Genomic DNA, 25,965 nt, shown 5'->3' with positions numbered 1-25,965 from the left:
TATTTAAGCCCTGGCTACAAAGGAACTCCCATAATCCTGCTCCTTGGCTTTTACTTCGGCCATCCATTCATTCCATTCTTCGTTAAGATCATGGATAGCGAGTAAATCATCTTCCTCCAGTTGTCTGCGTTTCTCGGCTTGCTGCTGCCCTGTACCATTACCGGATTGACGTCCATCATGGTACATATGGGAGGACAAAGCGGTATTCTGCGTAACTTCCAATCTGCTGACTTGCAGTCCTTGCGATTGGAGAGCAGCTCTCAATTGCGACATTTGCTGCTCCAGAGAGTCCTTGGCAAAGGCATGTTCTGTTACGAATTGAGCCGTTAACAGCCCGTTTTGCATCGTAATTTTCACATCTACCTGACCCAAATGCTCCGGATAAAGCGAAATTCTCGCCTCAGAGACTCCTTGCAATTTAACAATTTCCAACTTGTTGACCAGGAAACTGCTCATCTCTTTGCCAAAGTTCTCGACAGGCACTGGCTTAGCCACATGCTTCGGAGCAGCAACGCCATGATCTCTCAAGGCCAATTGTCCGGCCGTTACGATATTCCCCGTATCCAGCCCGGTATCCTGCTCTCCGCCTTGAACGTCGCTTAGTACTTCTGCCGAACCCGTTGAAGTCCCTGCCACTTGCACAAATTTGGCTGCCGCAGCATCAGTTGACTGTTGTCCTTGCTGTAATATAGTAACGGGTGGGTTCGCGTTCTTCAGCATCTCTGAATGTTGTCCCGAATTGCCTTGCCCGCTTGCCTCAGTTCCTGGCTGAACAACCACTTTGGCTTGTGTGCTTAGACTCGTTAGTTCGGAAGCTCTGAGATTTGAAGCTTTGGCATCCGTCACAGCCGGAAGATCATCAAGCAGGTTTTGCAACGTCTGCAGCATCATCTTGACCTGATGCTGATTCTCCGTACCCATGGCCGACTCGTTTAATGCCAGTAACTGAACCACTGCATCCTGCACAGCAAAACGTATTGTTTCCGAGTGTTGCGCGAGTGCAGGCAAAGCAGGTGCTTCTTGATTTTTGTTCTCTGCGTTACCGGCATTCCCCTCCAGAAGCAATGCCTGGAAAGATTGCAGCCAGCCCTGAACAACAGATAACAATGCCGAATCATTTTGAAGCGCCTCATCAAGCTTGGGCAGGTCCTGCAAAACATTTTCAAGCACTGGATGCAATCCGGCCTCAGTTCCCTCAGCCTCCGCACCTTCCGTTAAACCTGTCAGCCCAACCAGAGCTAGCAGCGACATCGAGGCCTGACCTTCCTGTGATTTTGCGTCGCCCATCAGCATGGAAATAAGCTTCTGATCAAACGGAATACCGGTACCTTGACCCGCTTCCGCTTTCCCGCCAGCTCCATACCACAAAGTGTTGGTCGTTGCCTTGCCAGTGGTTACATTCGTGATTACCTGACTCATTTTCATTTTCACCTCCTTTCAAGCAAAAGTGGTTTGGCCATCCTTATTTAGCGACGAGTTGATTCAGGATTTTTACAGAAGTTTTCTCATCCGCCTTCGTCATCTCAGCCAATATATCCGACCGTGCCGCGCTGTTCACCGACTTCATGATTCTCAAGCCTTTTTCGGGGCTTATTTTGTAGGTCTGCAACACCAGCTTAGCAGCTTCGGCGGCCGGCATCGTCGAGAAGGTTTGGCTCAGCTCAGCATCGTCCAAGGCAGTCCCCTTAGCAGACGCTGCCTGATCTGTTTCCGCTTCTTTCTTCAATCTTGATTGCAGGGCAGCAATCGCCAGATCATCTGCCTCTTTAACATCCTTCAGCTTAATCGAGATGTCAGCCGCCTTTTGCGGATTCATCTTCTCTAAAATGGCCACCTTGCTCTCATTGTTCATGGCATCAAGCATTTGCAACGTTTCTTCTGTAGTTAACTTATCGAAGATAGCCGCCGCTTTGCTCGGGCTCATTCCGGAATATAGCTGTGCCAGTCTCTTGACTTCCTTCTGATAAGCCTCTGCTTCCGCCTTTTTTTCCTCCGCCTGCTTCTGCACCTGAGCAGCAGCAAGTTCCTCTTCCAGCTCTTTCACTTTCGCTTGCTGCGCCTGGGCTTGCTGAGCTGCGGCCAGCAAGTCTGTATTCTGCTTAGCCAATTGCTCCTTGAGCTGCTTCACGGTGGCATCCGTGCTCTTCTGCTGCTCTTTTTGTTCCTTCTCCTTCTGTTCGGCCGGCTGCTCCTGCTCACCTTCCATTCGCTGCGGGTCAGGAACGAAATCTCTTACGACAGGAATAGCATCGGCCCAGCGAAGCATCATGTTACGAAAATCTATATTAAATAAGGTGAGCATAACTCCCAGCAGTACAACCGTAAATAAAATCGGTGTTGCGAAGAACAGAAACCGCGAAAATCCTCCGCCTGATTCCTCTAAATCCTCTTCCAGCTCCAGATCCGTTCTAGCCATTAATCCCCCTCCTTCGACAAGTCCATGTCACCCCCGCTATCTTAACGGGCTCTCATGGCAAACCGGACAGTCGCCATCTCATCCAGCTCGTTTTGTTCCCGAAGAAGCAGTTCGTGCTGAAATTTATTTCTGGCTTTTTCCTTCGCCTTTAGCCAAACCTTCTCATCCAGCAGCTTGCCATTCAATAAGGTCTTTTTTTGCTCTACGTTTATTTCTGCCCTTTGGATATCACCGAGCTTACGCTCAATGGCCTGCTCCATGTAGTCCATATAACGCTGCAATTCCTGGAGCTTGATCATGGAAGCTTTGTTTGCCATTTCATGTTGCAGTACTGCAGCGGTCTGCTCTTGCTCCTCCAGCAATTGCTCCAAGAAACGTTGCTCGGATTGCAGCTGCCCCACCGCAGCGGACAGCATCCACTCAGCTTGCGTCTTCTCGTTTGATTTCAGATCCACAACTTTTTGGTAGACATAACGGAACTTCATCCTTTAGGGGTCATCTCCTTGCAAATTCAGAAATTAAACGTTCCTGTACTTCGGCAAGCGTTACCTTCTCATCCACCTTCTGCCTTGTGAACGCCCAAATGCTCTGGATGTACCCAATCGCTTCATCAATATCTGCATTGGACCCGGACTGATACGCTCCAATATTAATCAAATCCTCGGAATCCTTATACACCGCCATCAGCCTCTTCAAGTTCTCGGCAGCTGCATTTTGCTCATCGGTCACAATATCCTTCATAACCCGACTAATACTGGCCAGAATATCAATTGCGGGAAAATGACCTTTATTGGCAATGTTTCGGTTAAGCACAATATGTCCATCCAGAATCCCGCGTACCGCATCGGCAATCGGCTCATTCATATCATCGCCGTCTACGAGGACGGTATAGAAGGCGGTGATCGATCCCGACGGGCCTGTGCCCGCCCGCTCCATCAGCTTAGGCAACGCCGCAAACACCGATGGGGTGTATCCACGCATAGCCGGGGGTTCCCCAACGGCCAGTCCCACTTCACGAAGCGCCATGGCGTAACGGGTAACAGAGTCCATCATCAACATGACGTTCAAACCGCGATCACGAAAATATTCAGCAATGCTCGTTGCAATCAGGGCACCTTTCATACGTATCAAGGCTGGCTGGTCGGAGGTAGCGACAATGACGACCGAGCGTTCCAGCCCTTCGGGACCCAGATCCCGCTCAATAAAGTCCAGCACTTCGCGTCCGCGTTCCCCGACCAAAGCGATGACATTGACATCTGCCGCCGTGTTGCGGGCAATCATCCCCATCAGGGTACTCTTTCCGACACCAGAGCCGGCGAATATCCCTACACGCTGTCCCTTGCCGATCGTCAGCAGGCCATCGATAGCTCGCACACCAATACTGATAGGTTCACGCACACGGGGGCGATTTAACGGATTAACCGGCTTACTGTAGGTCGAATGGTGACTCATTCTCGACGGCAGCAGCGACCCATCCAAAGGTTGGCCTAAGCCATCGAGCACTTTGCCAAGCAGTTCAGAACCAACTTGTATCGTAAGCGGCTTGCCTGTACCGACAACATCACAGCCTGGACCAATCGCCTGTAGTTCCCCCAGTGGCATCAGCAGCACCTTATTATCACGAAAACCAACAACCTCGGCTTGCAACGGCTGTGAAGCTTTACTGGGGTATATGTAGCACAGCTCGCCTATGCTGGCATCCGGACCTTCGGATTCGACCATCAGTCCAATCACTTGCGTAACTTTGCCGTTAACTCTTACCGGATCAAGCTGCTTGAGATGATCAATATAACGTTCAACGTTCATGCTCATCGTTCCCTTGCCCCCGATCCTCCGACTGCAACGAAATGCGAAGCAACTCTTTTTTAATCTCCGCCAGTTGAGTATCGATCCGTGCATCCACACTTCCAAACGATGAGCGGATGACACAACCCCGATCCTTCACCGTAGGGTCCGGAAGAATTTGCAGTTCCGCTTGGGAGTCGATGGCCAAGGTTAATTCCTCACGTGCGGCTTGTACAAACGCGAAGTATCCAGGGGATACACACAACGTAATGACTCCCTGCTCTTTCTTGCGGGACAAACTCTTTCGGATTAGCTCCAGCGTGTAGTCCGGCTCGAGAGACAACTGTTTGTCGATAATTTTCTCGGCAATAGCGCAGCTTAAGTCTACCAAAAACGGTTCTGCTTCCTGAATAATACGATTTTTCTCATCATAGGCATGCTCCAGGACTTCGCTGGCTTCACGCATCGTTTCCTCAACCCGAGATCGCATCGCTCCCTCGGCTTGAGCCTTGCCTTCCTCATAACCTTGATTGAAGCCCTCAGCCTTCAGAGCCTCAATCATATCCTCGTCTTGCTCACGACGCTCTTGCCACCAAAGCTCAATCTGCTCCTTGGCCTCGGCCAGTAACTGTTCAGCTTTGTCCGAAGCCTCCCTGACCTGCTGTTCCGCAAACTCCTTGGCATCACTCAGCATCTGCCGCCTGGCTCGTTCTGCCTCAATATCTTCCGGAGAAGGAACAGCTTCCTTGACCAGTTCCGGTTCGGCGGGAGAAGCTACTGTTTCCTCCGCCGCAGGAGCAGCATAAGACTTGGCTAAATCTAGTTGCTTCAATATTTCTACAGGAACATACTGCGACACCTTGATCAGATTAGACAACGATGTCATCTCCTCCGCCACGGGCAATAATAATTTCACCCGATTCTTCCAATCTGCGGATGGTAGCTACGATACGTGTTTGAGCTTCCTCAACATCACGCAACCGCACTGGCCCCATATACTCCATTTCTTCCTTGAATGTCTCGGACATCCGTTTGGACATATTGCGGAATACCGCTTCTCTGACCTCTTCGCTGGCCACTTTGAGAGCAAGCTGCAAATCGGCATTTTCCAGATCGCGAATAATGCGTTGGATCGAACGATTGTCGATATTGACAATGTCTTCGAACACAAACATCCGTTTCTTGATCTCTTCTGCCAATTCCGGATCTTGAACCTCCAAGGAATCCAGAATCGTTCTCTCTGTCCCCCGGTCTACCCCGTTCAAAATTTGTACGATCGATTCGATGCCGCCCGCGCTCGTGTAATCCTGCGTGACCGTTGCGGACAATTTTTGCTCCAGCACTCGTTCTACTTGAGAAATGACCTCAGGAGAAGTGCTGTCCATCACCGCAATCCTTCTGGCCACCTCTGCCTGCTTCTCCTGAGGAAGCGAGGAGAGAATAGCCGCAGCTTGTTCAAATTGCAAATAAGAGAGAACCAAGGCAATCGTTTGGGCATTTTCATTCTGAATAAAGTTCAAAATCTGGCTGGGATCAGCCTTTCTAGCAAAATCAAAGGGTCGAACCTGCAAAGTGGCCGTCAAACGATTAATGATATCGACGGCTTTGGATTGACCAAGCGCCTTCTCCAAAATTTCCCTCGCATAGTTGATGCCGCCTTGGCTGATATATTCCTGTGCCAGACAAATTTGATGGAATTCCGCCATAATCATGTCTTTTTCCGCGCCATCAACTGTACGGACATTGGCAATTTCCAGGGTTAATTGTTCAATTTCATCATCCCGCAAATGTTTGAAAATTTGAGCCGATACTTCCGGACCCAATGTAATCAGCAATATTGCGGCTTTTTGTTTCCCGCTTAAAACCGGGCTCGCTGTTTTTGACAATGCGTTCACCCCTATTCGTCAGCCAGCCAGGTGCGAAGCAAGTTAACGAACTCATCCGGCTTCTTCTGGGCCAGTGTTTCCAATTGTTTGCGCACTTGGTTCTCATTCGTGACTGTATCCAAATTAATTGATGGAAACTCCGGAGCGAGCGGCAATGGAATTTCTTCCTCTGCCTCCGCATCTGGCTTTCTGCGGCGACGGAACAATACGATACCGAGAGCGGTCAAAGCCAGCAATGCTGCTGCACCAGCGCCCCATACCCATGGACTGGATAAGCTTAAACCAGCCTTTTGTTCGCCTTCCGAGTGAAAAGGTTGGGACAATACCGAAACTTTTCCCTTCAATTCATCGTCTGTATAAGTAGTACCTGAATCCGCCAAGTAGGATCCGACAATATTGGATAGAATATTTTCAATCGAAGTACGGGTATTCTGATCCAAAGTTTCTTGACCTTCAGGTGGTTCAACAGCAACGTTGATGGTTAAATCTTTAATAACATAAGGACTGGCGATAATATCCTTGGTAATTCTGTTGACTTCATAGTTAATCGTCGACGAGCTTTCTTCTGACGACGATCCCCCACTTTCTTCTGCCGAAGGATAATTAACGACATCCTCTTGCCCTGTTCCGGGCACGCCACTATCTGGACTTGCACCCGTATAGCTTTTTTGAATCCGTTGAGCGCTGATTTCAATCCCTTTCATGCTCTCCGTATCCACAGGAGTAACGAGGTTATCTTTTTGACTGATCTGGTCAAAGTTGAGTTTGGAAGCCACCAATACCTCAATTTTATCGGGACCGGTCAGCTTGGATAAAAATTGTTTTACGCTTTGACGCACATCGCTTTCAAATTTCTTCTGCAGCGCCATGTTCTCCTGAACCGCCGTCGTAAGCGAACCCGTTGATCCGCCTTCCCCGCTTGGAAGGAGCACGGTGTCATCGCTGGCCGATAAGGAAATGTTCTCTGTTGGCAAGTTGGGCACAGATGTCTTGACCAGATTAAAATATCCATCAATAGCATCTTGATTAGGACGATATCCCGGCTTGAACGACAACACGATGGAAGCTGTTGCCTTCTGCTGCTCTTCCGCACTGGCGAATACATTTTCCGCCGGCAGGTTAATGAGTACCTTGGCATCGTTAATACCTTGCATCCGTTTAAGGAGCTGCTCCACTTCACCGTTCAGCGCGCTCTTGTACTTAACGTTGAACTCGTTATCAGTCATCCCGATTAAAGAGGAGCCTTGGTTAAACGATTCCAAGCCGATGGAACCGTTCTGCACGATCCCTTGCGACCCAACATCCACCTTCACACGAGCAGCATCCTTGCTGGGCACTGAGATTGTGGAGCCGTCAGGTCCAAGCTGATAAGGAATGCCGGCTGATTCCAAGTGAGTGATGATTCCCGCTGCATCGGTAGCATCCAGATTCGTGAAGGCTACCTCATACTCTGTCTTGGAGAATTGGATTGTCAGCAAAATAATGGCTAACAGAATAAAAGCAATCGTTGAGATCAGTAGTATTTTTTGTTTTTGACTGAATTGGTTCCAGTATCCGGTTAAACGATCCCGATACTGTGTAATTCTCTCATTCACAATGTCACCTCATCCGAAGCATGTTCGAGCATTAAATTTGCGTACGCATAATCTCTTGATAAGCTTCTATCACTTTATTGCGGACTTGCGTAGTCAATTGCAAACTTAACAAAGCTTGCTCCGAGGCGATCATCATTTCATCGGCGTTCACTTTGCCCAAGAGGAACTGACTGTTCACTTGCTGTGCATTGACTTCCTGAGCAGCAATCCCTTCAATAGCTTCATTCAGGAAGGAACCGAACTGCTTCATCGATTCTGCAGGAGTCTGTGATTGCGTCTGGCTGGTCAGTTGTGTTCCGGCCAATGGTTTCACGGCATCAAAGCTCATTCTCTCAATCAACATCAACACTCCCAACTACTAGTTATAAGTTATCTTTCATCTATGCTACGACTTGCCGATTTGCAACGCTTTAGTAATCATTGCTTTACTTGCATTGAGTGCGGTCACATTGGCCTCATAGGAACGAGTCGCCGAGATCATGTCCACCATCTCTTTCAAAATGTCTACATTAGGCATATATACATAACCTTCATTATCTGCATCAGGATGAGTCGGATTGTAGACCGGTTTGAATGGAGCCTCATCCTCCTGAATTTTGGTGATTTTGACCCCTTGACCAACTGCCCCCTTTCCCATCGCTGAGTCGAGAGCACTATTAAAATCAAGTTCTTTAGGAGCCATGACGACGGTTTTGCGGCGGTAAGGAACAGCCTTGCCATCCTCGATTCTGGATCGAGTCGTTTCAGCATTGGCGATGTTCGAGGAAATAACGTCCATACGAAGACGTTGTGCGGTTAAAGCCGAAGAGTTGATACTAAAACTGTCGCTGATCTTCAATGTCTATTATCTCCCTTCTACAGCAGTTCGTTTCATTTTAATGAGATAGTTCATTTGCTCGATATAGGCGTTATAACGCAGTTGATTGTTGGCAAGCTGCGTCATTTCACTATCGATATCTACGTTGTTCAGGTTGTTATTCATAACCGTGTTCTCATCCGTTGTCACTAAAGGCTCAGGGACTCCGTCCGTTGGGCCTATAACAAAATGCCTGGAATTAGTTCTTTTTCCTTGCAAATCGGGTACTCCATCTTTCATCTCCGCTTGCAGCATATTTTCAAAAGCTACATTCGAGCGTTTGAAGTAGGGAGTATCTACATTTGCAATATTGTTGGAAATAACCCCCTGCCGAAGATTCGCGGCCTGAACGGCTGTTTCCAGTCTGTCGAACCCTACTCCGTTCAACAACTGCACTTTATTTCCCTCCCCTGCTTTATCAGCTTTCCTTAATTTTCATTATTCAACAAACAGCGCGTAAATCCTCTTTTTTTCGACATTATTTTGCTAATCATTGTCTTTCTTTATCTCTTTCTTACGTCCTAGTCGAAAAAACGACTAATAACGACTAATAATGTCATATATCCTAAGTTTCACGGAGATTCGACATTATTACAATAAGAAAAAAGCCCTATCTTTCCAATTTTACATGTAATAAATTCATTAAATTATATAATAATGGTATTTTTTCAATATAAATGTAAATGCTTCAGATCATCATTTAGTAGATTTTGTCAGGCAAACAAAGGACCATCTGCCTGTATCCGGCAAAATGGTCCTTTGTTAACAATTTGTGAAAATCATCTCAGGTCCTACTCAAAATTGTTCAACTTAGCTACAAGATAAACTGACTAAGGTCACGATCCTGGGCAATATTTCCCAATTTTTCTTTCACGTATTCCGGGGTGATTATCATTTTATCAAGGGTTAGCTCCGGAGCTTCAAAGGAAAGATCCTCCAGAAGCTTCTCCAAAATAGTATGCAATCTCCGAGCTCCAATGTTCTCTGTATTAGCATTAACCGCAGCCGCGATGCGGGCGATTTCCTGTATGGCTTCCGCAGAGAACTCGATTTCCAAATCCTCTGTACGCAGCAGTTCTACATATTGCTTGGTTAACGCATTCTGCGGTTCCGTCAGAATGGAGACAAAATCCTCCAGGGTAAGGCTGCTAAGCTCCACACGAATTGGAAACCGCCCCTGAAGTTCAGGAATCAGATCAGAAGGCTTGGCAATGTGGAAGGCCCCTGCTGCGATGAACAAAATATAATCCGTTTTGATCGGGCCGTATTTGGTCATAATGGTCGATCCCTCAACAATAGGTAAAATGTCCCTTTGGACCCCCTCACGCGAAACATCAGGACCTCCACCCTGGCCACTGCGGCTGGCTACCTTATCGATCTCGTCAATAAAGATAATGCCGGTCTGCTCAGCGCGGGTCACCGCCTCTTGAACCAGATCATCCTGATCGATTAATTTGGAGGCTTCCTCTTGGGTCAATACCTTACGAGCTTCCTTGACCGTCAATTTTCTTTTTTTGGTTCGTTTGGGCAGGAGATTGCCGAACATTTCCTGCATGTTCATACCCATCTGGTCGTTACCCTGGCCAGCAAACATATCCATCATAGTCGGGGTGTTATCCTCCACCTCTACTTCTACGATGTCGTTCTCCAACTGGCCGGATAGCAGCTTGAACCGCAGCTGACGACGGCGTTCAGTCAAGTCGGCATCCTCCTTGCTCGCTTCTTGCACCGGAGTCTCGTTGGTATTTCCTCCTCCCCCAAACAGCATTTCGAAAGGATTACGCCCGCCTTTGGCTTTATTCTCAGAGGGAACGAGAATATGGACCAAACGCTCGTTAGCCAGCTCTTCCGCTTTATCCTTTACCTTCTCCGTACGCTCCAGCTTAACGGTACGTATCGCCGTTTCGATAAGATCACGGACCATAGATTCCACGTCACGGCCCACATACCCGACCTCCGTGAATTTGGTTGCCTCCACCTTGATAAACGGCGCGCCGACCAATTTCGCAAGCCTGCGGGCAATCTCCGTTTTACCTACCCCGGTTGGGCCAATCATCAGAATATTCTTGGGCACGATCTCATCCTGCACTTCTTCATGAAGCAGGCTACGACGGTAACGATTACGCAAAGCGACCGCAACCGATTTCTTGGCCTGTTTTTGTCCCACGATATATTTATCAAGCTCTGCAACGATTTGTCTTGGCGTTAAATTCTGATTTGCCATTTTACGTCCCTCCAAACTATGTTCATACCTGAGATCATAATTCTTCGACAATAATGTTCCCGTTGGTGTATACGCAAATCTCCGAAGCTACCTCCAGCGAGGCGCGCGCCATATCCTTTGCATTCATGCTTCCGGCATGGCGCTTCAGCGCGCGAGCGGCCGAGAGAGCAAAATTCCCGCCAGAGCCAATCGCAAGAATCTCATCGTCCGGCTCAATAATCTCTCCGTTGCCGGAAATCAATAACATGCCGGTCTTATCCATAACAATCATAAGAGCCTCTAATTTGCGCAATACGCGGTCTTGCCGCCAATCTTTGGCTAGTTCCACCGCAGCCCTTTGCAAATTACCGTGATGCTCTTCCAGCTTGCCTTCAAATTTCTCGAACAACGTAATGGCATCAGCAACCGATCCGGCAAATCCGGCAATGACCTGACCCCGATACAAGCGGCGCACCTTCTTGGCCGTCTGCTTCATAATTACATTTTGTCCAAATGTGACCTGCCCGTCTCCAGCTATCGCTCCCTGGCCGTTATGACGAACAGCACAAATCGTTGTGGCGTGAAAAGTCATCTCCATGGCTATGCCTTCCTTTCCTCATTGCTCATTCTATGTTATGAAATACCTTAATGTCAGCATAACCTGTTTGCCTTATAGATTGCAAAAAAGAACGGTTGTTAATCCAGCCGTTCTTGTGTGATAAAGGATGTTAAGCTTTGCAGCGCACGCTTGGCGTGTGCTTCGTTTTTTTCTGCTTTTTTGCGGTAACGGGTATCCAGCTGCGGAAAAAGTCCAAAGTTGGCATTCATCGGCTGAAAATGTTCGAAATCAGCCGTTGTTATATAGCGAGCCATGCTCCCCAGCGTTGTATCTTCCGGGAAGACGATGCCCTCTGTCCCGATGGCGGCTCTAGCTGCGTTGATGCCCGCAATCAGGCCCGATGCCGCGGATTCCACATAACCCTCCACGCCAGTCATTTGGCCCGCAAAAAACAAGGTTGGACGCGCTTTAAGCTGATAGGTCGACGACAAGAGCTTGGGGGAATTGATAAACGTATTGCGATGCATAACTCCATAACGCACAAATTCCGCTTTTTCCAGTCCCGGAATCATGGAGAAGACACGCTTTTGCTCTCCCCATTTCAGATGAGTCTGGAAGCCCACCAGATTGTATAGAGTACCCGCGGCATTGTCCTGACGCAGTTGAACTACTGCATGAGGAAGCTTGCCTGTATGAGGATTCATCAGTCCGACAGGCTTCATGGGACCAAATAACGCCGTCTGCTTCCCGCGGCGCATCATAATCTCAATCGGCATGCAGCCTTCAAAATAGATCTCTTTCTCAAACTCCTTCAATTCGGCGACCTCTGCCGTAATCAAAGCATCATAAAAGGCATCAAATTCCTCCTCTGTCATCGGACAATTCAGATAAGCCGCTTCCCCCTTATCATAACGCGATGCCAGATATACCTTGGTCATATCAATCGATTCCTTCTCCACGATAGGAGCGGCCGCATCATAGAAATAAAAATAGTCCTCACCGGTCAACCTCCGAATTTGCTCTCCTAAAGCCGGAGACGTCAGTGGACCTGTGGCAATCACAACAATGCCTTCCTGCGGAATTTCGGTGATCTCTTCATTCCGCACCTCAATCAGCGGATGCTCACGCAAAGTGCGGGTTATCTCCCCCGAGAACCCATCCCGGTCAACGGCAAGCGCTCCCCCAGCAGGGACCGCATGACGATCCGCCGCTCCCAGCACCAGAGAATCAAGCCGCCGCATCTCTTCCTTCAGAACACCAACCGCATTGGTTAACCCATTGGCTCGCAGCGAGTTGCTGCATACCAGTTCAGCAAACTGATCGGTATGATGGGCCGGGGTCTTGACGACGGGGCGCATCTCGTACAGCACAACAGGGATGCCGCGACGGGCAATTTGCCAGGCCGCCTCACTACCGGCCAAACCCGCCCCGATCACGGTTACCTTATCTTGAGTTGTCAACTTTAATCCTCCCTACTACCCATGATGTAGCTCTAAGCTGCCCAAGCGCATCTGCGCTCTCCGGGATTTACTCATCTGCACCATCATCATTCTCTTCGACTTCTTCCACATAATCGCAAGCCGTACAACGCAGTTTAACTCCCTGTTTGTTACGCTTCTCAATCATCAAGGAGCTGCATTTAGGGCATGGCTTCGGTGAAGGTCTATCCCAGGATACGAAGTCGCATTCCGGATAACGGTCGCAACCATAGAAGACCCTCCCCTTCTTGCTACGACGTTCTACCACATGTCCTTCTTTGCAAGTCGGGCAAGGTACCCCGATATCCTTCACTATAGGCTTGGTATTCCGGCAATCCGGAAACCCTGAACAAGCCAGAAACTTGCCAAAGCGCCCCAGCTTGTAAACCATGGGCTTGCCGCACTTCTCGCAGATCTCGTCGGATACTTCATCCTCGATTTCGATTTCTTTCATCTCTTCCTCAGCCACTTGAAGGCGCTTCTCGAAGGATTCATAGAACTCCCCAAGCACCCGGACCCAATCCTCGGACCCTTCTTCCACATGGTCAAGGTCTTCCTCCATATGAGCCGTAAATTCCACATTCAGAATCTCAGGGAAAAACTGCTCCATCTGCTCGATAACCAGTTCTCCTAGCTCGGTAGGCATAAATTTTTTATCTTCAATGGCCACGTAGCCGCGTTTCTGAATCGTCTCCAGTGTTGGCGCGTAAGTACTCGGACGCCCGATACCAAGCTCCTCCAGGGTTTTAACCAGACGAGCCTCGGTATAGCGCGGAGGAGGCTGCGTGAAATGCTGCTTGGGTTCGATAGCATCCTTCTTAAGCTTATCCCCCGTTTTCAACGGCGGCAGGAATTTATCGTCTTCATTGGCTTTCCCATCATCATTGCCCTCTACATAAACCTTCATGAAGCCCGCGAAACGAATCTTTGAGCCTACTGCACGAAATGTAGCTTCGCCAGCGGCAATGTCCACAGACATCGTATCCAGCACAGCGGAGGACATTTGGCTAGCCATAAAGCGATCCCACACTAACTTGTACAAGCGGTACTGATCGCGGGTCGTGAATTCCTTCACGGATTCGGGATCACGTAACGCCGAAGTTGGACGGATAGCTTCGTGGGCATCCTGAGCCCCGGCAGCCTTCTTCATATACTGACGTGGCGTCTCAGGTGCATAGGCCTCTCCATATTTCCCGAGAATATATTCCTTCGCCTCTTCCTGGGCTGACGCAGCGATTCGCGTGGAGTCAGTACGCATATAGGTAATCAAACCGACGGTGCCCTCTTTGCCGAGATCCACCCCTTCATACAGTTGCTGAGCTACGGACATCGTCTTGGCTGCACGGAAATTGAGCTTACGCGCAGCCTCCTGTTGGAGAGAACTCGTGGTAAAAGGAGCGGCCGGGTGACGAAGGCGTTCTTTTTCCTTCACATCAGCTACGCTGAATTTGGCTTTCTCAATAGCGCTCAGAATCTCCTTGACTTGCTCTTCACTCTTCAGTTCCAGCTTCTGACCATGGAACTGATGAAACTTCGCTTCAAAGGAGGTGTCTCCCGTCTTCAGCTTGGCCGTAATACTCCAGTATTCCTCCGGAACAAAAGCGGATATCTCATTTTCACGGTCCAGAATAATTTTAACCGCTACGGACTGTACCCGTCCGGCGGACAAGCCCTTCTTAACCTTTTTCCATAACAGCGGGCTGATTTTATAACCCACAAGACGGTCTAGAATGCGTCTCGCCTGCTGGGCGTTGACCAGGTCCATGTTGATCTTGCGTGGTGTTTTGAAGGCATCCTTAACAGCTTGCTTGGTAATTTCATTAAATACAACACGGCATGTTTCCGTTTTATCCATGTCCAGGGCATGGGCCAGATGCCAGGCTATAGCTTCCCCTTCACGATCGGGGTCAGCCGCCAGATAGATTTTCTTCACTTTTTTGCTGGCATCTTTTAATTCCTTTAATACGGAACCCTTCCCACGGATCGTAATATACTTCGGACTGAAGTTGTTTTCTACTTCAACGCCAATCTGGCTTTTGGGCAAATCGCGAACATGCCCCATTGAGGCCTTCACGATGAATTTGCTGCCTAGGTATTTGCCAATCGTTTTCGCCTTTGCAGGCGACTCCACGATGACGAGTGAATCCGCCACAGGTTCGTCCTCCTCTCAAACAATGCAAAGCTTCTAATTAGATGATACGCATATAGTCATATATGTGGCCACTCTCAGATAGGAATGGACTATATTAGCTGATAAACGGCACCGGGTAACTGTACCACCGTTTTTTTCATGATTAAAGATAACAGAACTGAATGCAAAAGTCCAAAATCCCACCCGGTCCGCATGAGCAATTCATCAAAACCCAGCGTTCCCTGCTCCAACATATGGTATATGCGGCGCTCCTCATCTGTCAACTCGTTTTCTGTTACCGCTTCCCTTACAGACTCTTCCAAAGACGGCAAATACGATTCGTAATCCTCCAAAATGTCACCGGCATCCGTCACTATTTTGGCTCCTTGTTTAAGCAATGCCAATGTCCCTCGACTTTTGGGTGAAGTAATTGGACCCGGTACAGCAAATACATCGCGATTAGCCTCCAAGGCTATATCGGCCGTAATCAGTGATCCACTTCGCGCATCTGCTTCGACCACCACCGTTCCCCGCGAGATTCCGGCGATAATTCGGTTGCGCTGCGGGAACATTCCCGGGTGTCCTGGCGTTCCAGGAGGATATTCGGAGACCACCAGACCCTGTTCTACAATTCTCCGATACAATGACGTGTGCTCCGAAGGGTAAGGTACATCAATGGCCGTGCCCAGCACAGCGATGGTTGGACCAGCGGCCAGTAAAGCCGCTTCATGGCAGATGCCGTCGATTCCCCGGGCCAACCCGCTGACAATGGTAATTCCCCGTGATGCCAGTTCCTCCGTGAGCATGGACGCAACCTTCCTTCCATAAGCGGTTGGCACACGCGTACCCACCAGGGCTATGGACAGACTGTTTAGCAGCTTCGACTCTCCTCTGGCATAGAGTACCCACGGAGGGCGTATCGTTTCCTTCATTAGTAAGGGGTATTCCGGATCAAGCCCCGTGACGACTTCAATATCCTTATGTTCAAGCCGCTCCCTCCATGCTTCAATCCAGCCCTCTGACCACTCGCTGGACAACTTCAAAGCCAGCTCCAAATCCAGTCCACGCTCCAGCCAGTCGGAAGAGCTAAAATGCAAGGCATGCTCCCATTCCCCGGAGGGATGATGGATGATGCGCTGCAAGGTAGCAAAACCAATACCAGGAAAGGCGTGCAGCCCTGCCAGAATCCATTTTTTCTCCATATACTTCCCCCGTCTTCGTCTCTTAAAACAACAAAAAGCAACCCTCTGCCCGTAGGCGTAGAAGGTTGCTTACCTTGCATGAAGAGGTATTAAATTCTCGAACTACCCCTCTAAGAGACATTTTTCTTGCATTATAGCAAAGCTTAGTGTGTTGTGCAAAGATTTAGGAGACCCCGTTCCTCTAAAACGCTAACCAGGGTTGCTCCCATTTCTGAAGGAGTAGGGGCCACCTTAATCCCGCAAGCCGTAAGCTTGGCGATTTTCTCCTTGGCCGTCCCCTTGCCTCCGGATATAATGGCGCCGGCATGACCCATCCGCTTCCCGGGTGGCGCTGTTACGCCGCCAATAAAGCCCACAACCGGCTTCGTCATGTTCTGCTCGATCCATTCGGCAGCCTCTTCCTCTGCCGTGCCGCCAATTTCGCCAATCATAATGACCGCATGAGTATCCTCATCCTCATTGAAGCGACGCAAAATATCAATGAATTCAGAGCCTTTGACCGGGTCCCCGCCAATACCAACGGCTGAGGATTGCCCAATGCCGCGAGTGGTCAATTGATGAACCGCTTCATAGGTTAGCGTACCGCTGCGCGATACGACACCAATATGGCCCGGAAGATGAATGTAACCTGGCATGATGCCAATCTTGCATTCTCCGGGAGTGATGATGCCTGGACAATTGGGGCCGATCAGGACTGTATTTTTTCCTTCCATATAACGCTTGACCTTGACCATATCGAGCACCGGAATACCTTCCGTGATACAAATGACAAGATCCATTTCCGCTTCTATCGCCTCCAGGATGGAGTCCGCGGCAAAAGCAGGAGGTACATATATCACACTCGCCGTCGCACCCGTAGCTTCCTTGGCTTCCAGTACCGTATTGAACACCGGCAGGCTAACCACCCTGCCCGTCTCCAGTGTAATATCAACCCGGGTGCCACCTTTGCCTGGCGAGGTTCCGCCAACCATCTGTGTGCCGTAATCCAAGGCTCCTTTGGCATGAAACAATGCCGTTTTGCCCGTAATTCCTTGGGTAATGACCTTCGTATGTTTATCGACCAAAATACTCATATTTCGAGCCTCCCCTTCATGGATAGGTGAATGACTTTAGGATACAAGCGCAACTATTTTCTGGGCACCATCCGCCATCGAGCCGGCAGCCACAATAGGCAGGCCGGAGTCGGCTAAAATCTGCTTGCCGAGTTCCACATTCGTCCCTTCCAGACGCACAACCAGCGGACGGTTCAATTCGACTTGGCGCGCGGCTTCCACGATCCCCGAAGCAATAACATCACATCTCATGATGCCGCCAAATATGTTCACGAAAATCCCCTTCACCTGGGCATCGGACAAAATGATCTTGAAGGCCTCGGTTACCTTCTCCGCCGTGGCTCCGCCCCCTACATCCAGGAAGTTGGCGGGATCCCCGCCATAGTATTTAATGATATCCATCGTCGCCATAGCCAGGCCAGCTCCATTCACCATACAGCCGATATTGCCATCCAGCGAGATATAGCTTAAATCAAATTTGGAGGCCTCAATCTCCTTCTCATCCTCTTCGGTCAAATCCCGCAGGGACAAGATGTCCTTCTGACGGAACAACGCATTGGAATCAAAGTTCAGCTTCGCATCCAGCGCCAGCACATTTCCATCGCCTGTTACGACGAGCGGATTAATCTCCGCAATAGAGCAATCCTTATCGACAAAAGCCTCATAGAGAGCAAGCATAAATTGTACTGTTTTGCCAACCAGTTCGGACGGAATACGAATGTTGTAAGCCAGGCGCCGAGCCTGATAAGGTTGTAAGCCAATGGCCGGGTCAATGACTTCCTTGAAGATTTTTTCCGGCGAGGACGCGGCCACCTCTTCAATCTCCGTACCGCCTTCTTCTGACGCCATCATCGTTACCCGGCCGGTTCCCCGATCGGCGACTGCCCCCACGTAATACTCCTTTTTAATATCACATCCTTGCTCGATGAGCAGACGCTTGATTTCTTTGCCCTCTGGACCCGTCTGATGCGTAACCAATACCTTTCCAAGCAGTTCACTGGCATACGCTCGAACTTCCTCCAGGCCCTTGGCCACCTTCACTCCTCCAGCCTTGCCTCGTCCTCCAGCATGAATCTGGGCCTTGACGACCACAACCGGAGTCCCTAGCGCTACCGCCGCCTCCACGGCTTCATCCACCGTAAAGGCCACTCTTCCCTCAGGAACGGCCACGCCGTATTGCTTCAGGACTTCTTTTCCTTGATATTCATGGATATTCATGGGTAAAAATCCTCCTATCAACAGGCGGTATTAGAGAGTTCAAATCGAGATCATTGTACCATTTATTTAAAACGCTTACCTTAAAAAGTTCACTATTTATACACAACTTTTTTATATGGTTTTCATCTCATATTGAGATGAATTAATCCATGAATAAACAGGAGTTACTCTCTCCTTTTTTATTTCATGCAAGCGCTTTTAAGTCTTGGTATAACCTATAATATAGAGCATGGATGACCGATACGAGTTCCACACCCATTCATACAAAAAATGACAAAATATCTCGATGCGAGATGAATAATAAAATGCTCCTTTTTCGTATTGAATCTGCTATTTATGTGATATACTACGTTGTTTTGATCGGAATCACTGCGTAGCTGAATAGTCTATGCAAGTTATTGTGATAACTTGACATTGTTTCCATAGCTCTCTAAAATACTAATTAATTGAACAGGAAATTAAGGAGGCACCTTATTCCATGTCAGCCCAAGTATTTGCGGTGTACTTGTGCTGTAATTTGTGGAAAGAGGTGCTTTTTGCGATGTATGGGAAATTGCATAGTGCATGCCTTTACGGAATTGATGGAGTTGTGATTGAGGTTGAAGTGGATTTGTCCAGTGGCATCCCTCAAACGCAAATCGTAGGATTGCCTGACTCTGCTGTTCGCGAGGCAGTGGATCGGGTCCGGGCAGCAATTAAGAACTGCGGATACCGTTTTCCTCTCCAACGAGTAACTATTAACCTGGCTCCTGCGGATTTAAGAAAGGAAGGGGCAGCCTTTGACCTAGCCATTGCCCTCGCCCTGCTTACGGCAAGCGATCAAGTAAGACTGCCCGCAGAGGATCGTATCTTGATTATTGGCGAGCTGTCGCTCGATGGCAAGCTTCGTCCGGTGCCAGGCGTCTTATCGATGGTAGACCGGGCACGGAGGGAGGGCTTCCACTCCGTTCTGCTTCCACGCGCCAATGCCGAGGAGGCCCTGTTACTGGAAGGAATTCGAGTGTATGCCATCTCGCATTTAAATGAATTGGACCCTGAGACTGATTGTTGCAGCGGGAAAAAAATAACTAGAGGCCGTCCTCCCCGGCAAGGAGAGAGGCAGCCCCTAGTCCTGGAAACGCTAAAGCACCTTGAGATTGAATCCAAGGTAAGCTCCAGCCCCTCTATTTCTTTGCCGCCACCGCTGGATTATAGCGATGTCGTAGGCCAGCGCCATATCAAACGTGCGTTAACCATTGCCGCCGCAGGCTTTCACAATATTGTGCTGATTGGCCCACCGGGGACGGGCAAGACGATGCTTATTCAGCGGCTTCCCTCCATCCTTCCACCTCTGAGCCCGGCGGAATCGCTGGAGGTCACCAGAATATACAGTTCAGCGGGCAAGCTGAACCCTCATGGGCAAGGCTTGATCTCCGTCCGGCCTTTTCGCTCACCACATCACACGATTTCATCAGGTGGCCTGATTGGAGGCGGGAGCATTCCCAAGCCTGGCGAGGTAAGCCTGGCTCATCACGGCATCCTCTTCCTCGACGAGCTGCCCGAATTCTCCAGGCAAGTGCTGGAAGTGCTGCGTCAACCGCTGGAGGAACGCAAGGTTACGATTAGCCGCTCGCGTGCCGCCTTTACCTTCCCCGCCCATTTTTTACTTGCGGGTTCCTTAAATCCTTGCCCGTGCGGATTTTTTGGCTCCGAGCCGCCCCTGCCAGCTTGCAGTTGCACACCTTGGCGTATCGCTCAGTACCGGGAGAAGCTCTCAGGCCCACTTCTGGACCGTATCGATATGCAGGTGGAAGTGCCAAGACCACAGCAATGGCAGGAGGATACCCAGCCCCTGAGTTCGGCTGATATGCAAAAGCAGGTGCTGAGCGCAGAACAAATTCAGCGCCAGCGATACAAAGGCACTTCAATTTCCCGAAATAGCGAGCTTTCAGGGAGCCTGCTCAAGAGGTTTGCCCCACTGGAGCAGGATGCCGCCAAGCTGCTGCAAGCGGGTTTCGAGTCTTTGGGGCTTAGTCTGCGGGCCTGCGACCGCATCATTAAGCTGGCCCGGACCATCACCGATCTGGACGGACAAGAACAGATCCGGGCTGAGCATATCGCAGAGGCGATTCAATATCGTCAGTTCGACCGGCTCACCACTCATTAACGGCGAACAACACAGCCCCTACAATCTGTTTATATAATTCCGAGGATAGCTCTTCGTATTTCTCGGATAAATCCTTCTCCCGAGCCATTCCCCAGGGGGAATCATTCCAGGAGCCCATGCCGCCAAAGACATCTGCCGAGCTGGCCGCATGAAACATGTTCAGATGCTTCTCGGGCAAGGGGATTTCCATACCGGAGGCTTTGGATGTCTCCCCCGCCAACACCAGCCCTGCTTGACGGAACAAATGAGCGAAGTTATCACACTCAATATCGTCGGCCAGCTTGGCAATTTCATCAAGCACCTTGGCGAATTCCTCTGTGTTATCGGGAAAAACAGGCTTCTCTTGGGGCGGGTTCTCCCAGCGATGCTCTACGTAATGGATATCCCAACCCTTTTTCCGGGTATTGAATGTCCATTTGGGCAGCGAATACGTGACTTCTCCATCCTCGTAAAAGCAAGTCAGCAGATTACGGCGTGCGCCAGCAAAAGCAAGCAGGTGTCTGTCCTTCACCTCGGCAGGAGTCAAAAATTTAACATCAGTAAGCTTGCGTTTAAGGGCTTGTTTATACCATTCCTCCACGTTTTTGAACGAACTTCTCTCCGGTTTATCCATGTCCAGAGCATCGAAGGTCACAGCAAGCTCGTAGGAGGGCATCTTGTATTTAATTTTGCTCTTCTGTCTCAACGCTTGCTTCGTGCTGGCTACAAGACTGCTGATTTGATACATCTCTCCGTTCATCTCTTGAATATTCCCCTCTCCGGTATTAGCTAGAATAACTGTATATTACGTCAAGCCTCCGATACAAGGAGCTTAAGAAATAACGGGCTAGGACTTCAGGGTAATTCATTCCCACTGCCGTCCTAACCCGCATATATTTCAATTCATATAAAGCTGATGCCTTAGCTTAAACAAGCATGATAGTCAGTGATTTAAAAAGCCCCTTCGATATGCTCGAGTTCTATTGTTTCGGTCCGGTCAAAGGTAACCGCGATAACATCAAACCGCACATTCGCAGCCCATTGTTTGTTCTGATGCAGATACACAGCCGCAGTGCTGCGAACCTGAGCTATTTTGCGTGGAGTCACCGCTTCCGCAGCCGTTCCAAAACCAGCAGCCCTGCCACTGCGGCTACGTACCTCAACGATAACTATCCAGTCTCCTTGCCGGGCAATCAGATCAATCTCCCCTGAACGGCAGCGCCAGTTGCGCTCCATGATTGCATAGCCAAGGGAGAGCAAATGCTCAGCAGCCGCCAGTTCCGCACGGCGCCCCCGCTCTTTCCGCTCATCTCCCACCGTTCTTTTCCTATATGGACTATTCAAGGAACAACTCTCTTTCCATCATTTTATCGGAGCGATATATAAACGTTAAAATTTCCGCGACCAGATCATAAAGCTCTGCCGGAATTTGCTGATCCAGATCCAGCTTGGACAGCACCTCCACCAGGGCGGCATCCTCCTGAACAGGAATACCATGTTCCCGCGCCTTTTCTAAAATCTGCTCGGCCAACAGCCCTCTACCCTTTGCAGCTACAACTGGAGCTTCTCCCTGGCCGGGATCGTATTTTAAAGCAACCGCCTTCTTGAAAGCCTGACCCCGCTCCTTCGCCTCTTCACTCATACCCGGTAATCCACCCCTTTATAGGGACTTGGCGCATAGGACAGGGACAGGCTGAAATCCGTTGTCTCCCCGTCTTCTGTCTCCGGCGAGATTAGCGGCTCTGCCTTTAACGAAAGCAGCTTGTAGCCTGCTCCTGCCAGTGCCATCTCAATCTCGTCATGGCGGGATTCCAGGAATACGCCGGTGGCTTCCTTCTCGCTATATAGCTTGAGTAGTACCTTCTTATCCGCAACCTGTACGTCAACCATAATTTGGCCCAGCGCTTGCATTTGCAGGTCGAACCATAAGCGGCAGTTAGCCGGGTCCAGTTCGCCCTTGCGGCCTCGCCGCGATTCAATATGCACAGCGGCGGTCTGTTGGCCGTCGGGACCGATGAAGGGGAGAAACATCGTAACCTGCGCGAACGGAGCGGTCCGATCGGTATTCAACAGCAGCTGCTGCCCGGTCAGTTGCATCACCAGCTGCCGGGCCGCCTCTTGCAAAGGCGCCGGCAGCTCGCTTGAGGCCATCGCTTGCAGCAGAAGGCCTTTCAAGCTCTCCTGCGCAGCCGTGCCGGCGGTGCCGGTCGTTGGCACGCCGCTGCTGCGGGCGGCCCCAGCGGCAGCCTCGCCAGCCGCAGGCTGCGCTGGGGCCGACGCCGCGCGTGCTTCCGGCGCGGCGTCCTTGGGCGGCGACGTGTTGGCGCCGCCCGCTTGTACTGCTGCGGCCTCCTGGCGCAGCAGCGGGGCTTCGCCCGGCGCGGCCGCAGGTACGCTGCCCGCTCCCGGGCCGCCGGGCGCCTGTGCGCCCCCGGCGGGAGCCCCCGCGGCGCCGCTTGCCTGCGGCGGCGCTTCCGGCGCTGCAGCCGGGGCCGGCGTACCGCCGCCCGGCCCGGCCGCGCGCAGCACTTGCTGCTCGTGCTCCGCACCGAGCAGCTTCAGCACGCGCCCCACCCACGGCTCCGCCGCGGGGGCGGGGTGCGTGCTTGCTGGCGCAGCACCGGCGATGCTTCCTCCGCCGGGCAACTGCGCCGTCGCCGGAGAAGCAGGGCTGCCGGCGGCAAGACCGTTTCCTCCCGGCATCGCTGTGCCGGGAGCGCCGCTTGGCAGCGGGTCACTGGCTCCCCGGCCCGCTGCCCCCCCGGCCATGCTCTCCTCCGTCATGGCCGAGCCCAGCGCAAGCAGCAACGTTTGCAGCCTCGCCGCTAGTTCGATAGGGGCCCCCGCATTTCCGGCAGATGCTCCTGCCCCAACTGCTTGCCCTCCTGCCCCGCCTACAGGCAAGCCTCCCTGCTGCGCTAACTGCACCAGCCCCGCCGCCTGATTCGGCTGAGCTCCGCCACTGGACAAGGCACTCCCTGTCCCAGGAGATGTGGCAGCTCCCATACTCGTACCCGTACCTGTACCAACTCCAGGTTGCGGCACCTGGGTGGATGCTCCTCCTTCAGGGGGACTAGCTTTCCCTGCAGCAGCCCCGCTGCTCCCGCTCTCTAGCTGACGCAGAAAAGCGCCCAACTGCTCCTCCAGTGAGGACAACAGCACATGAAGGGGAGGACCAAAAATAGCTTGATGCAACCCGGCAACCGATTCACCTGTAATCGGCAAGCCGCGGCTAAAGGCAATTCCCGCCGCCTGCACCCACTCCGACAAAGGTAACCCCGCCGGTCTTTGACCGGATACCTGCTGTAGCAACAATACATTTTCCTTCGTTAGAGGCAATCCGCTCTTCTGCATCAGTTGCAGCAGTTCCCGATTAGCCGGGGTATTTTCCAAACCTAAGGATTCCAGCGTCTTGGCAAGGGAAGCGGCGGACAGCATAGTGTTTGCCGCCATCTCCATGGGCTTTAGCACCGGCAATCCCCCTTGGGCTTCCGGCTGGACCTGGAGCAACGTGGTTTCCCCCTGACGAAGCGGGGTTTCCAGAGCTGCATGCAGCTTGACACCCTGTACCTGGATTACCGCATCCTGTCCGTCCTCCGATACGGATAATATCGTTCCGCGGACCACCTGCCCCGTTCTTAATTCCAGGGATTTGGGTTCCCCGGTCCGCACATCTCCCATCATGCTGCGCAGCAGCGGTCCGATATTCATAACTTCCCCTCCTCGTAACACCTGATATGGAAAACCCGCCTCCTGCGAGGGCGGGTCAATGACACTGGTTTAGAACAACGTTTGCTCTTCGATTAACAGATTCCGCATAAAGCTTCTGCGATGCAGCGGCGTGGGTCCAAGGGCCAAAATCTGCTCACGATGAAATTTAGTCCCATAACCCTTATGTATAGCAATACCGTACTCAGGATATTTTGCATCCCATTCCCCTTGACATAATCTGTCTCGCGTCACTTTTGCGATAATAGAGGCGGCGGCAATCGACTGACTGGTCGCATCACCCTTGATGACCGACAATTGAGGAATCGGCACATCCACCTTCTCAGCGTCAATCAGCAGAAAATCTGCGGCAACGGCCAGTTCTTCTACCGCTTGCTTCATAGCCAACCGAGTAGCTTGCTTGATATTAATTCGGTCGATGGTCGCCGCATCCACATAACCAATCCCCACCGCCAACGCCCGCTCCATAATGATATCGTATAATTGATCTCGTTTTTTTGCGCTTAGCTTCTTGGAATCATTCACTTCCTCCAGTACAAGCTGCTGGGGTAAAACGACCGCTGCGGCCACCACATCTCCAAACAAGCAACCTCTTCCGACTTCATCGATGCCAGCAATATACTGATAAGAAGCTCCATATTCCCGTTCATATTTCAACAAATCCTCCATAATGCCTCCTTACAAACCTCCACCGTGGAACTTGCCTCTAAACTACCCGATCTGATGGAAATCACCACTATGGCCTTATCTCTTATTATCGGCTTTCTGTCGTGGATTCTACAGTCATCCTGTGAAAAAACAAAATAGCCCCCGGCGAACGGCCGACGGCTATTTCTTAGTAAGGTGCTTCTAGCGAGTATCTGCCCAGCTTGCCGGCCCGAAGCTCACGAAGCAAAATTTGCGACGCCTTCTCCAAGTCCACACGTCCACCACTGACGATGCAACCGCGCTTGCGCCCCACCGCCTCCATCACGGCAACAATTTCATCGGAATTTTCCGCATCCTGCGGCGCTTCATCCAGCTCAAAGCGGGCTTGAAACGGCTCCCAATAATACCGGACAAGATATTTGACTGCAAAAAAAGCAATATCTTCAACATTCAGAATCTCTTCGCGTATCGCTCCGGTCACTGCCAGCCGATAACCTACGTTTTGATCCTCAAATTTAGGCCATAAAATCCCTGGCGTATCCAGCAATTCCATATCCGTACCAACCTTGATCCATTGCTGACCCTTGGTTACACCAGGCCGATCGCCGGTAGCGGCTATTTTTCGACCAGCCAGCCCGTTTATCAGGGTTGACTTGCCTACATTAGGGATACCTACGATGAGAGCACGCACAGCCCGCGGGTTAATTCCCTTGGCAATTTGCTTCTCAATCTTATCCTTAAGCAGTTCCTTCGCCAAGCGCGGAATTTCCTTTAGACCTTGTCCACTGGAAGCGTCCGCTTCTACGGCCAGATGACCCTCTTGCTTAAAATATTCAATCCACTGCTTCGTTACGAGCGGATCAGCCAAATCCGCTTTGTTCAGCACGATCAAGCGGGGCTTGCCCTGTAAAATCTCATCAATCATGGGATTACGGCTGGATAGAGGCAGACGGGCATCCAGCAGCTCTATCACCACATCGATCAGCTTCAACTTATCCTGAATTTGCCGGCGTGCCTTGGTCATATGACCGGGAAACCATTGTATTGCCATATTTGCTCACCTCATATTTCCAATGAACGCG

General features: G+C 50.7%; 24 protein-coding genes. 1 reads left to right on the top strand and 23 read right to left on the bottom strand.

What is annotated here, in order from left to right:
- Nucleotides 1–3: 3 nt before the first annotated feature.
- From C557_RS0105900 to sucC, 17 genes are all read right to left on the bottom strand, one after another.
- On the bottom strand, nucleotides 4–1,419 hold the full coding sequence (locus C557_RS0105900; RefSeq protein ID WP_018750917.1) for a flagellar hook-length control protein FliK: 1,416 nt from the start codon (nucleotides 1,417–1,419) through the stop codon (nucleotides 4–6).
- A gap of 43 nt (nucleotides 1,420–1,462) precedes the next feature.
- Complete coding sequence (locus C557_RS0105895; RefSeq protein ID WP_018750916.1) at nucleotides 1,463–2,416, bottom strand: MotE family protein; 954 nt, start codon at nucleotides 2,414–2,416, stop codon at nucleotides 1,463–1,465.
- A gap of 41 nt (nucleotides 2,417–2,457) precedes the next feature.
- Nucleotides 2,458–2,901: a flagellar export protein FliJ gene (gene fliJ, locus C557_RS0105890; RefSeq protein ID WP_018750915.1), complete on the bottom strand. Its 444-nt coding sequence runs from the start codon at nucleotides 2,899–2,901 to the stop codon at nucleotides 2,458–2,460.
- A 10-nt stretch (nucleotides 2,902–2,911) separates the two neighbouring features.
- Entirely contained in the window at nucleotides 2,912–4,228 is a 1,317-nt protein-coding gene (gene fliI, locus C557_RS0105885; RefSeq protein ID WP_018750914.1) for a flagellar protein export ATPase FliI, read from the bottom strand.
- The gene (locus C557_RS0105880) at nucleotides 4,212–5,078 is read right to left on the bottom strand and encodes a FliH/SctL family protein (protein ID WP_018750913.1); all 867 of its coding nucleotides are present in this window, start codon (nucleotides 5,076–5,078) and stop codon (nucleotides 4,212–4,214) included. The genes fliI and C557_RS0105880 overlap by 17 nt, the downstream gene beginning before the upstream one ends.
- Nucleotides 5,071–6,087 (bottom strand): flagellar motor switch protein FliG, encoded by a 1,017-nt coding sequence (gene fliG, locus C557_RS0105875; RefSeq protein ID WP_018750912.1) that lies wholly within the window; start codon nucleotides 6,085–6,087, stop codon nucleotides 5,071–5,073. Before fliG ends, C557_RS0105880 begins: the two co-directional genes overlap by 8 nt.
- An 11-nt stretch (nucleotides 6,088–6,098) precedes the next feature.
- Nucleotides 6,099–7,682 carry a flagellar basal-body MS-ring/collar protein FliF gene (gene fliF, locus C557_RS0105870; protein WP_018750911.1) on the bottom strand — a complete coding sequence of 528 codons (1,584 nt, stop codon included), beginning with the start codon at nucleotides 7,680–7,682 and terminating at the stop codon, nucleotides 6,099–6,101.
- 31 nt (nucleotides 7,683–7,713) lie between these two features.
- On the bottom strand, nucleotides 7,714–8,025 hold the full coding sequence (gene fliE, locus C557_RS0105865) for a flagellar hook-basal body complex protein FliE (RefSeq protein ID WP_018750910.1): 312 nt from the start codon (nucleotides 8,023–8,025) through the stop codon (nucleotides 7,714–7,716).
- A gap of 42 nt (nucleotides 8,026–8,067) precedes the next feature.
- Entirely contained in the window at nucleotides 8,068–8,520 is a 453-nt protein-coding gene (gene flgC, locus C557_RS0105860; protein ID WP_018750909.1) for a flagellar basal body rod protein FlgC, read from the bottom strand.
- 6 nt (nucleotides 8,521–8,526) lie between these two features.
- The gene (gene flgB / locus C557_RS0105855; RefSeq protein WP_018750908.1) at nucleotides 8,527–8,934 is read right to left on the bottom strand and encodes a flagellar basal body rod protein FlgB; all 408 of its coding nucleotides are present in this window, start codon (nucleotides 8,932–8,934) and stop codon (nucleotides 8,527–8,529) included.
- A 418-nt stretch (nucleotides 8,935–9,352) separates the two neighbouring features.
- Entirely contained in the window at nucleotides 9,353–10,762 is a 1,410-nt protein-coding gene (gene hslU / locus C557_RS0105850; protein ID WP_018750907.1) for an ATP-dependent protease ATPase subunit HslU, read from the bottom strand.
- A 34-nt stretch (nucleotides 10,763–10,796) separates the two neighbouring features.
- Nucleotides 10,797–11,339, bottom strand: a complete 543-nt coding sequence (hslV, locus tag C557_RS0105845) for an ATP-dependent protease subunit HslV (protein WP_018750906.1) — start codon at nucleotides 11,337–11,339, stop codon at nucleotides 10,797–10,799.
- A 98-nt stretch (nucleotides 11,340–11,437) separates the two neighbouring features.
- On the bottom strand, nucleotides 11,438–12,760 hold the full coding sequence (gene trmFO / locus C557_RS0105840; protein ID WP_018750905.1) for an FADH(2)-oxidizing methylenetetrahydrofolate--tRNA-(uracil(54)-C(5))-methyltransferase TrmFO: 1,323 nt from the start codon (nucleotides 12,758–12,760) through the stop codon (nucleotides 11,438–11,440).
- Between the two features lie 67 nt (nucleotides 12,761–12,827).
- A complete protein-coding gene (gene topA, locus C557_RS0105835; RefSeq protein WP_018750904.1) occupies nucleotides 12,828–14,930 on the bottom strand; it encodes a type I DNA topoisomerase in 2,103 nt (700 codons plus the stop codon).
- Between the two features lie 89 nt (nucleotides 14,931–15,019).
- Complete coding sequence (gene dprA / locus C557_RS0105830) at nucleotides 15,020–16,111, bottom strand: DNA-processing protein DprA (RefSeq protein WP_018750903.1); 1,092 nt, start codon at nucleotides 16,109–16,111, stop codon at nucleotides 15,020–15,022.
- A 143-nt stretch (nucleotides 16,112–16,254) separates the two neighbouring features.
- Complete coding sequence (gene sucD, locus C557_RS0105825; protein ID WP_018750902.1) at nucleotides 16,255–17,184, bottom strand: succinate--CoA ligase subunit alpha; 930 nt, start codon at nucleotides 17,182–17,184, stop codon at nucleotides 16,255–16,257.
- A gap of 36 nt (nucleotides 17,185–17,220) precedes the next feature.
- Nucleotides 17,221–18,381 carry an ADP-forming succinate--CoA ligase subunit beta gene (sucC, locus tag C557_RS0105820; protein ID WP_018750901.1) on the bottom strand — a complete coding sequence of 387 codons (1,161 nt, stop codon included), beginning with the start codon at nucleotides 18,379–18,381 and terminating at the stop codon, nucleotides 17,221–17,223.
- A gap of 541 nt (nucleotides 18,382–18,922) precedes the next feature.
- Here sucC and C557_RS0105815 point away from each other — a divergent pair.
- Nucleotides 18,923–20,527, top strand: coding sequence for a YifB family Mg chelatase-like AAA ATPase (locus tag C557_RS0105815; RefSeq protein ID WP_026263323.1), 1,605 nt, complete (start codon nucleotides 18,923–18,925; stop codon nucleotides 20,525–20,527).
- On the opposite strand, the gene C557_RS0105810 is transcribed toward C557_RS0105815, so the two are convergent.
- From C557_RS0105810 to ylqF, 6 genes are all read right to left on the bottom strand, one after another.
- A complete protein-coding gene (locus C557_RS0105810) occupies nucleotides 20,514–21,266 on the bottom strand; it encodes a hypothetical protein (RefSeq protein WP_018750899.1) in 753 nt (250 codons plus the stop codon). The genes C557_RS0105815 and C557_RS0105810 overlap by 14 nt on opposite strands.
- A 191-nt stretch (nucleotides 21,267–21,457) precedes the next feature.
- Nucleotides 21,458–21,823: a YraN family protein gene (locus tag C557_RS0105805; RefSeq protein ID WP_018750898.1), complete on the bottom strand. Its 366-nt coding sequence runs from the start codon at nucleotides 21,821–21,823 to the stop codon at nucleotides 21,458–21,460.
- 19 nt (nucleotides 21,824–21,842) lie between these two features.
- Nucleotides 21,843–22,148, bottom strand: a complete 306-nt coding sequence (locus C557_RS0105800) for an EscU/YscU/HrcU family type III secretion system export apparatus switch protein (protein ID WP_018750897.1) — start codon at nucleotides 22,146–22,148, stop codon at nucleotides 21,843–21,845.
- Nucleotides 22,145–24,217: a flagellar hook-length control protein FliK gene (locus C557_RS0105795; RefSeq protein ID WP_018750896.1), complete on the bottom strand. Its 2,073-nt coding sequence runs from the start codon at nucleotides 24,215–24,217 to the stop codon at nucleotides 22,145–22,147. The genes C557_RS0105800 and C557_RS0105795 overlap by 4 nt, the downstream gene beginning before the upstream one ends.
- Nucleotides 24,218–24,286: 69 nt before the next feature.
- Complete coding sequence (locus C557_RS0105790; protein ID WP_018750895.1) at nucleotides 24,287–24,904, bottom strand: ribonuclease HII; 618 nt, start codon at nucleotides 24,902–24,904, stop codon at nucleotides 24,287–24,289.
- Between the two features lie 166 nt (nucleotides 24,905–25,070).
- Entirely contained in the window at nucleotides 25,071–25,934 is an 864-nt protein-coding gene (gene ylqF / locus C557_RS0105785; RefSeq protein WP_018750894.1) for a ribosome biogenesis GTPase YlqF, read from the bottom strand.
- Between the last annotated feature and the right edge of the window lie 31 nt (nucleotides 25,935–25,965).

Source organism: Paenibacillus sanguinis 2301083 = DSM 16941 (assembly GCF_000374825.1).
Taxonomy (GTDB): Bacteria; Bacillota; Bacilli; order Paenibacillales; family Paenibacillaceae; genus Fontibacillus; species Fontibacillus sanguinis.
This window is presented reverse-complemented; position numbering and strand designations above follow the sequence as displayed.

Coding starts and splice junctions, on each gene's coding strand:
- C557_RS0105790 (WP_018750895.1), bottom strand. CDS start 24,904: ATGGAGGATTTGTTGAAATATGAACGGGAATATGGAGCTTCTTATCAG.
- hslU (WP_018750907.1), bottom strand. CDS start 10,762: ATGGCAAATCAGAATTTAACGCCAAGACAAATCGTTGCAGAGCTTGAT.
- sucD (WP_018750902.1), bottom strand. CDS start 17,184: ATGAGTATTTTGGTCGATAAACATACGAAGGTCATTACCCAAGGAATT.
- hslV (WP_018750906.1), bottom strand. CDS start 11,339: ATGGAGATGACTTTTCACGCCACAACGATTTGTGCTGTTCGTCATAAC.
- sucC (WP_018750901.1), bottom strand. CDS start 18,381: ATGAATATCCATGAATATCAAGGAAAAGAAGTCCTGAAGCAATACGGC.
- ylqF (WP_018750894.1), bottom strand. CDS start 25,934: ATGGCAATACAATGGTTTCCCGGTCATATGACCAAGGCACGCCGGCAA.
- C557_RS0105795 (WP_018750896.1), bottom strand. CDS start 24,217: ATGAATATCGGACCGCTGCTGCGCAGCATGATGGGAGATGTGCGGACC.
- fliI (WP_018750914.1), bottom strand. CDS start 4,228: ATGAGCATGAACGTTGAACGTTATATTGATCATCTCAAGCAGCTTGAT.
- dprA (WP_018750903.1), bottom strand. CDS start 16,111: ATGGAGAAAAAATGGATTCTGGCAGGGCTGCACGCCTTTCCTGGTATT.
- fliJ (WP_018750915.1), bottom strand. CDS start 2,901: ATGAAGTTCCGTTATGTCTACCAAAAAGTTGTGGATCTGAAATCAAAC.
- C557_RS0105800 (WP_018750897.1), bottom strand. CDS start 22,148: ATGAGTGAAGAGGCGAAGGAGCGGGGTCAGGCTTTCAAGAAGGCGGTT.
- C557_RS0105810 (WP_018750899.1), bottom strand. CDS start 21,266: ATGAACGGAGAGATGTATCAAATCAGCAGTCTTGTAGCCAGCACGAAG.
- fliE (WP_018750910.1), bottom strand. CDS start 8,025: ATGTTGATTGAGAGAATGAGCTTTGATGCCGTGAAACCATTGGCCGGA.
- C557_RS0105895 (WP_018750916.1), bottom strand. CDS start 2,416: ATGGCTAGAACGGATCTGGAGCTGGAAGAGGATTTAGAGGAATCAGGC.
- C557_RS0105815 (WP_026263323.1), top strand. CDS start 18,923: ATGTATGGGAAATTGCATAGTGCATGCCTTTACGGAATTGATGGAGTT.
- C557_RS0105900 (WP_018750917.1), bottom strand. CDS start 1,419: ATGAGTCAGGTAATCACGAATGTAACCACTGGCAAGGCAACGACCAAC.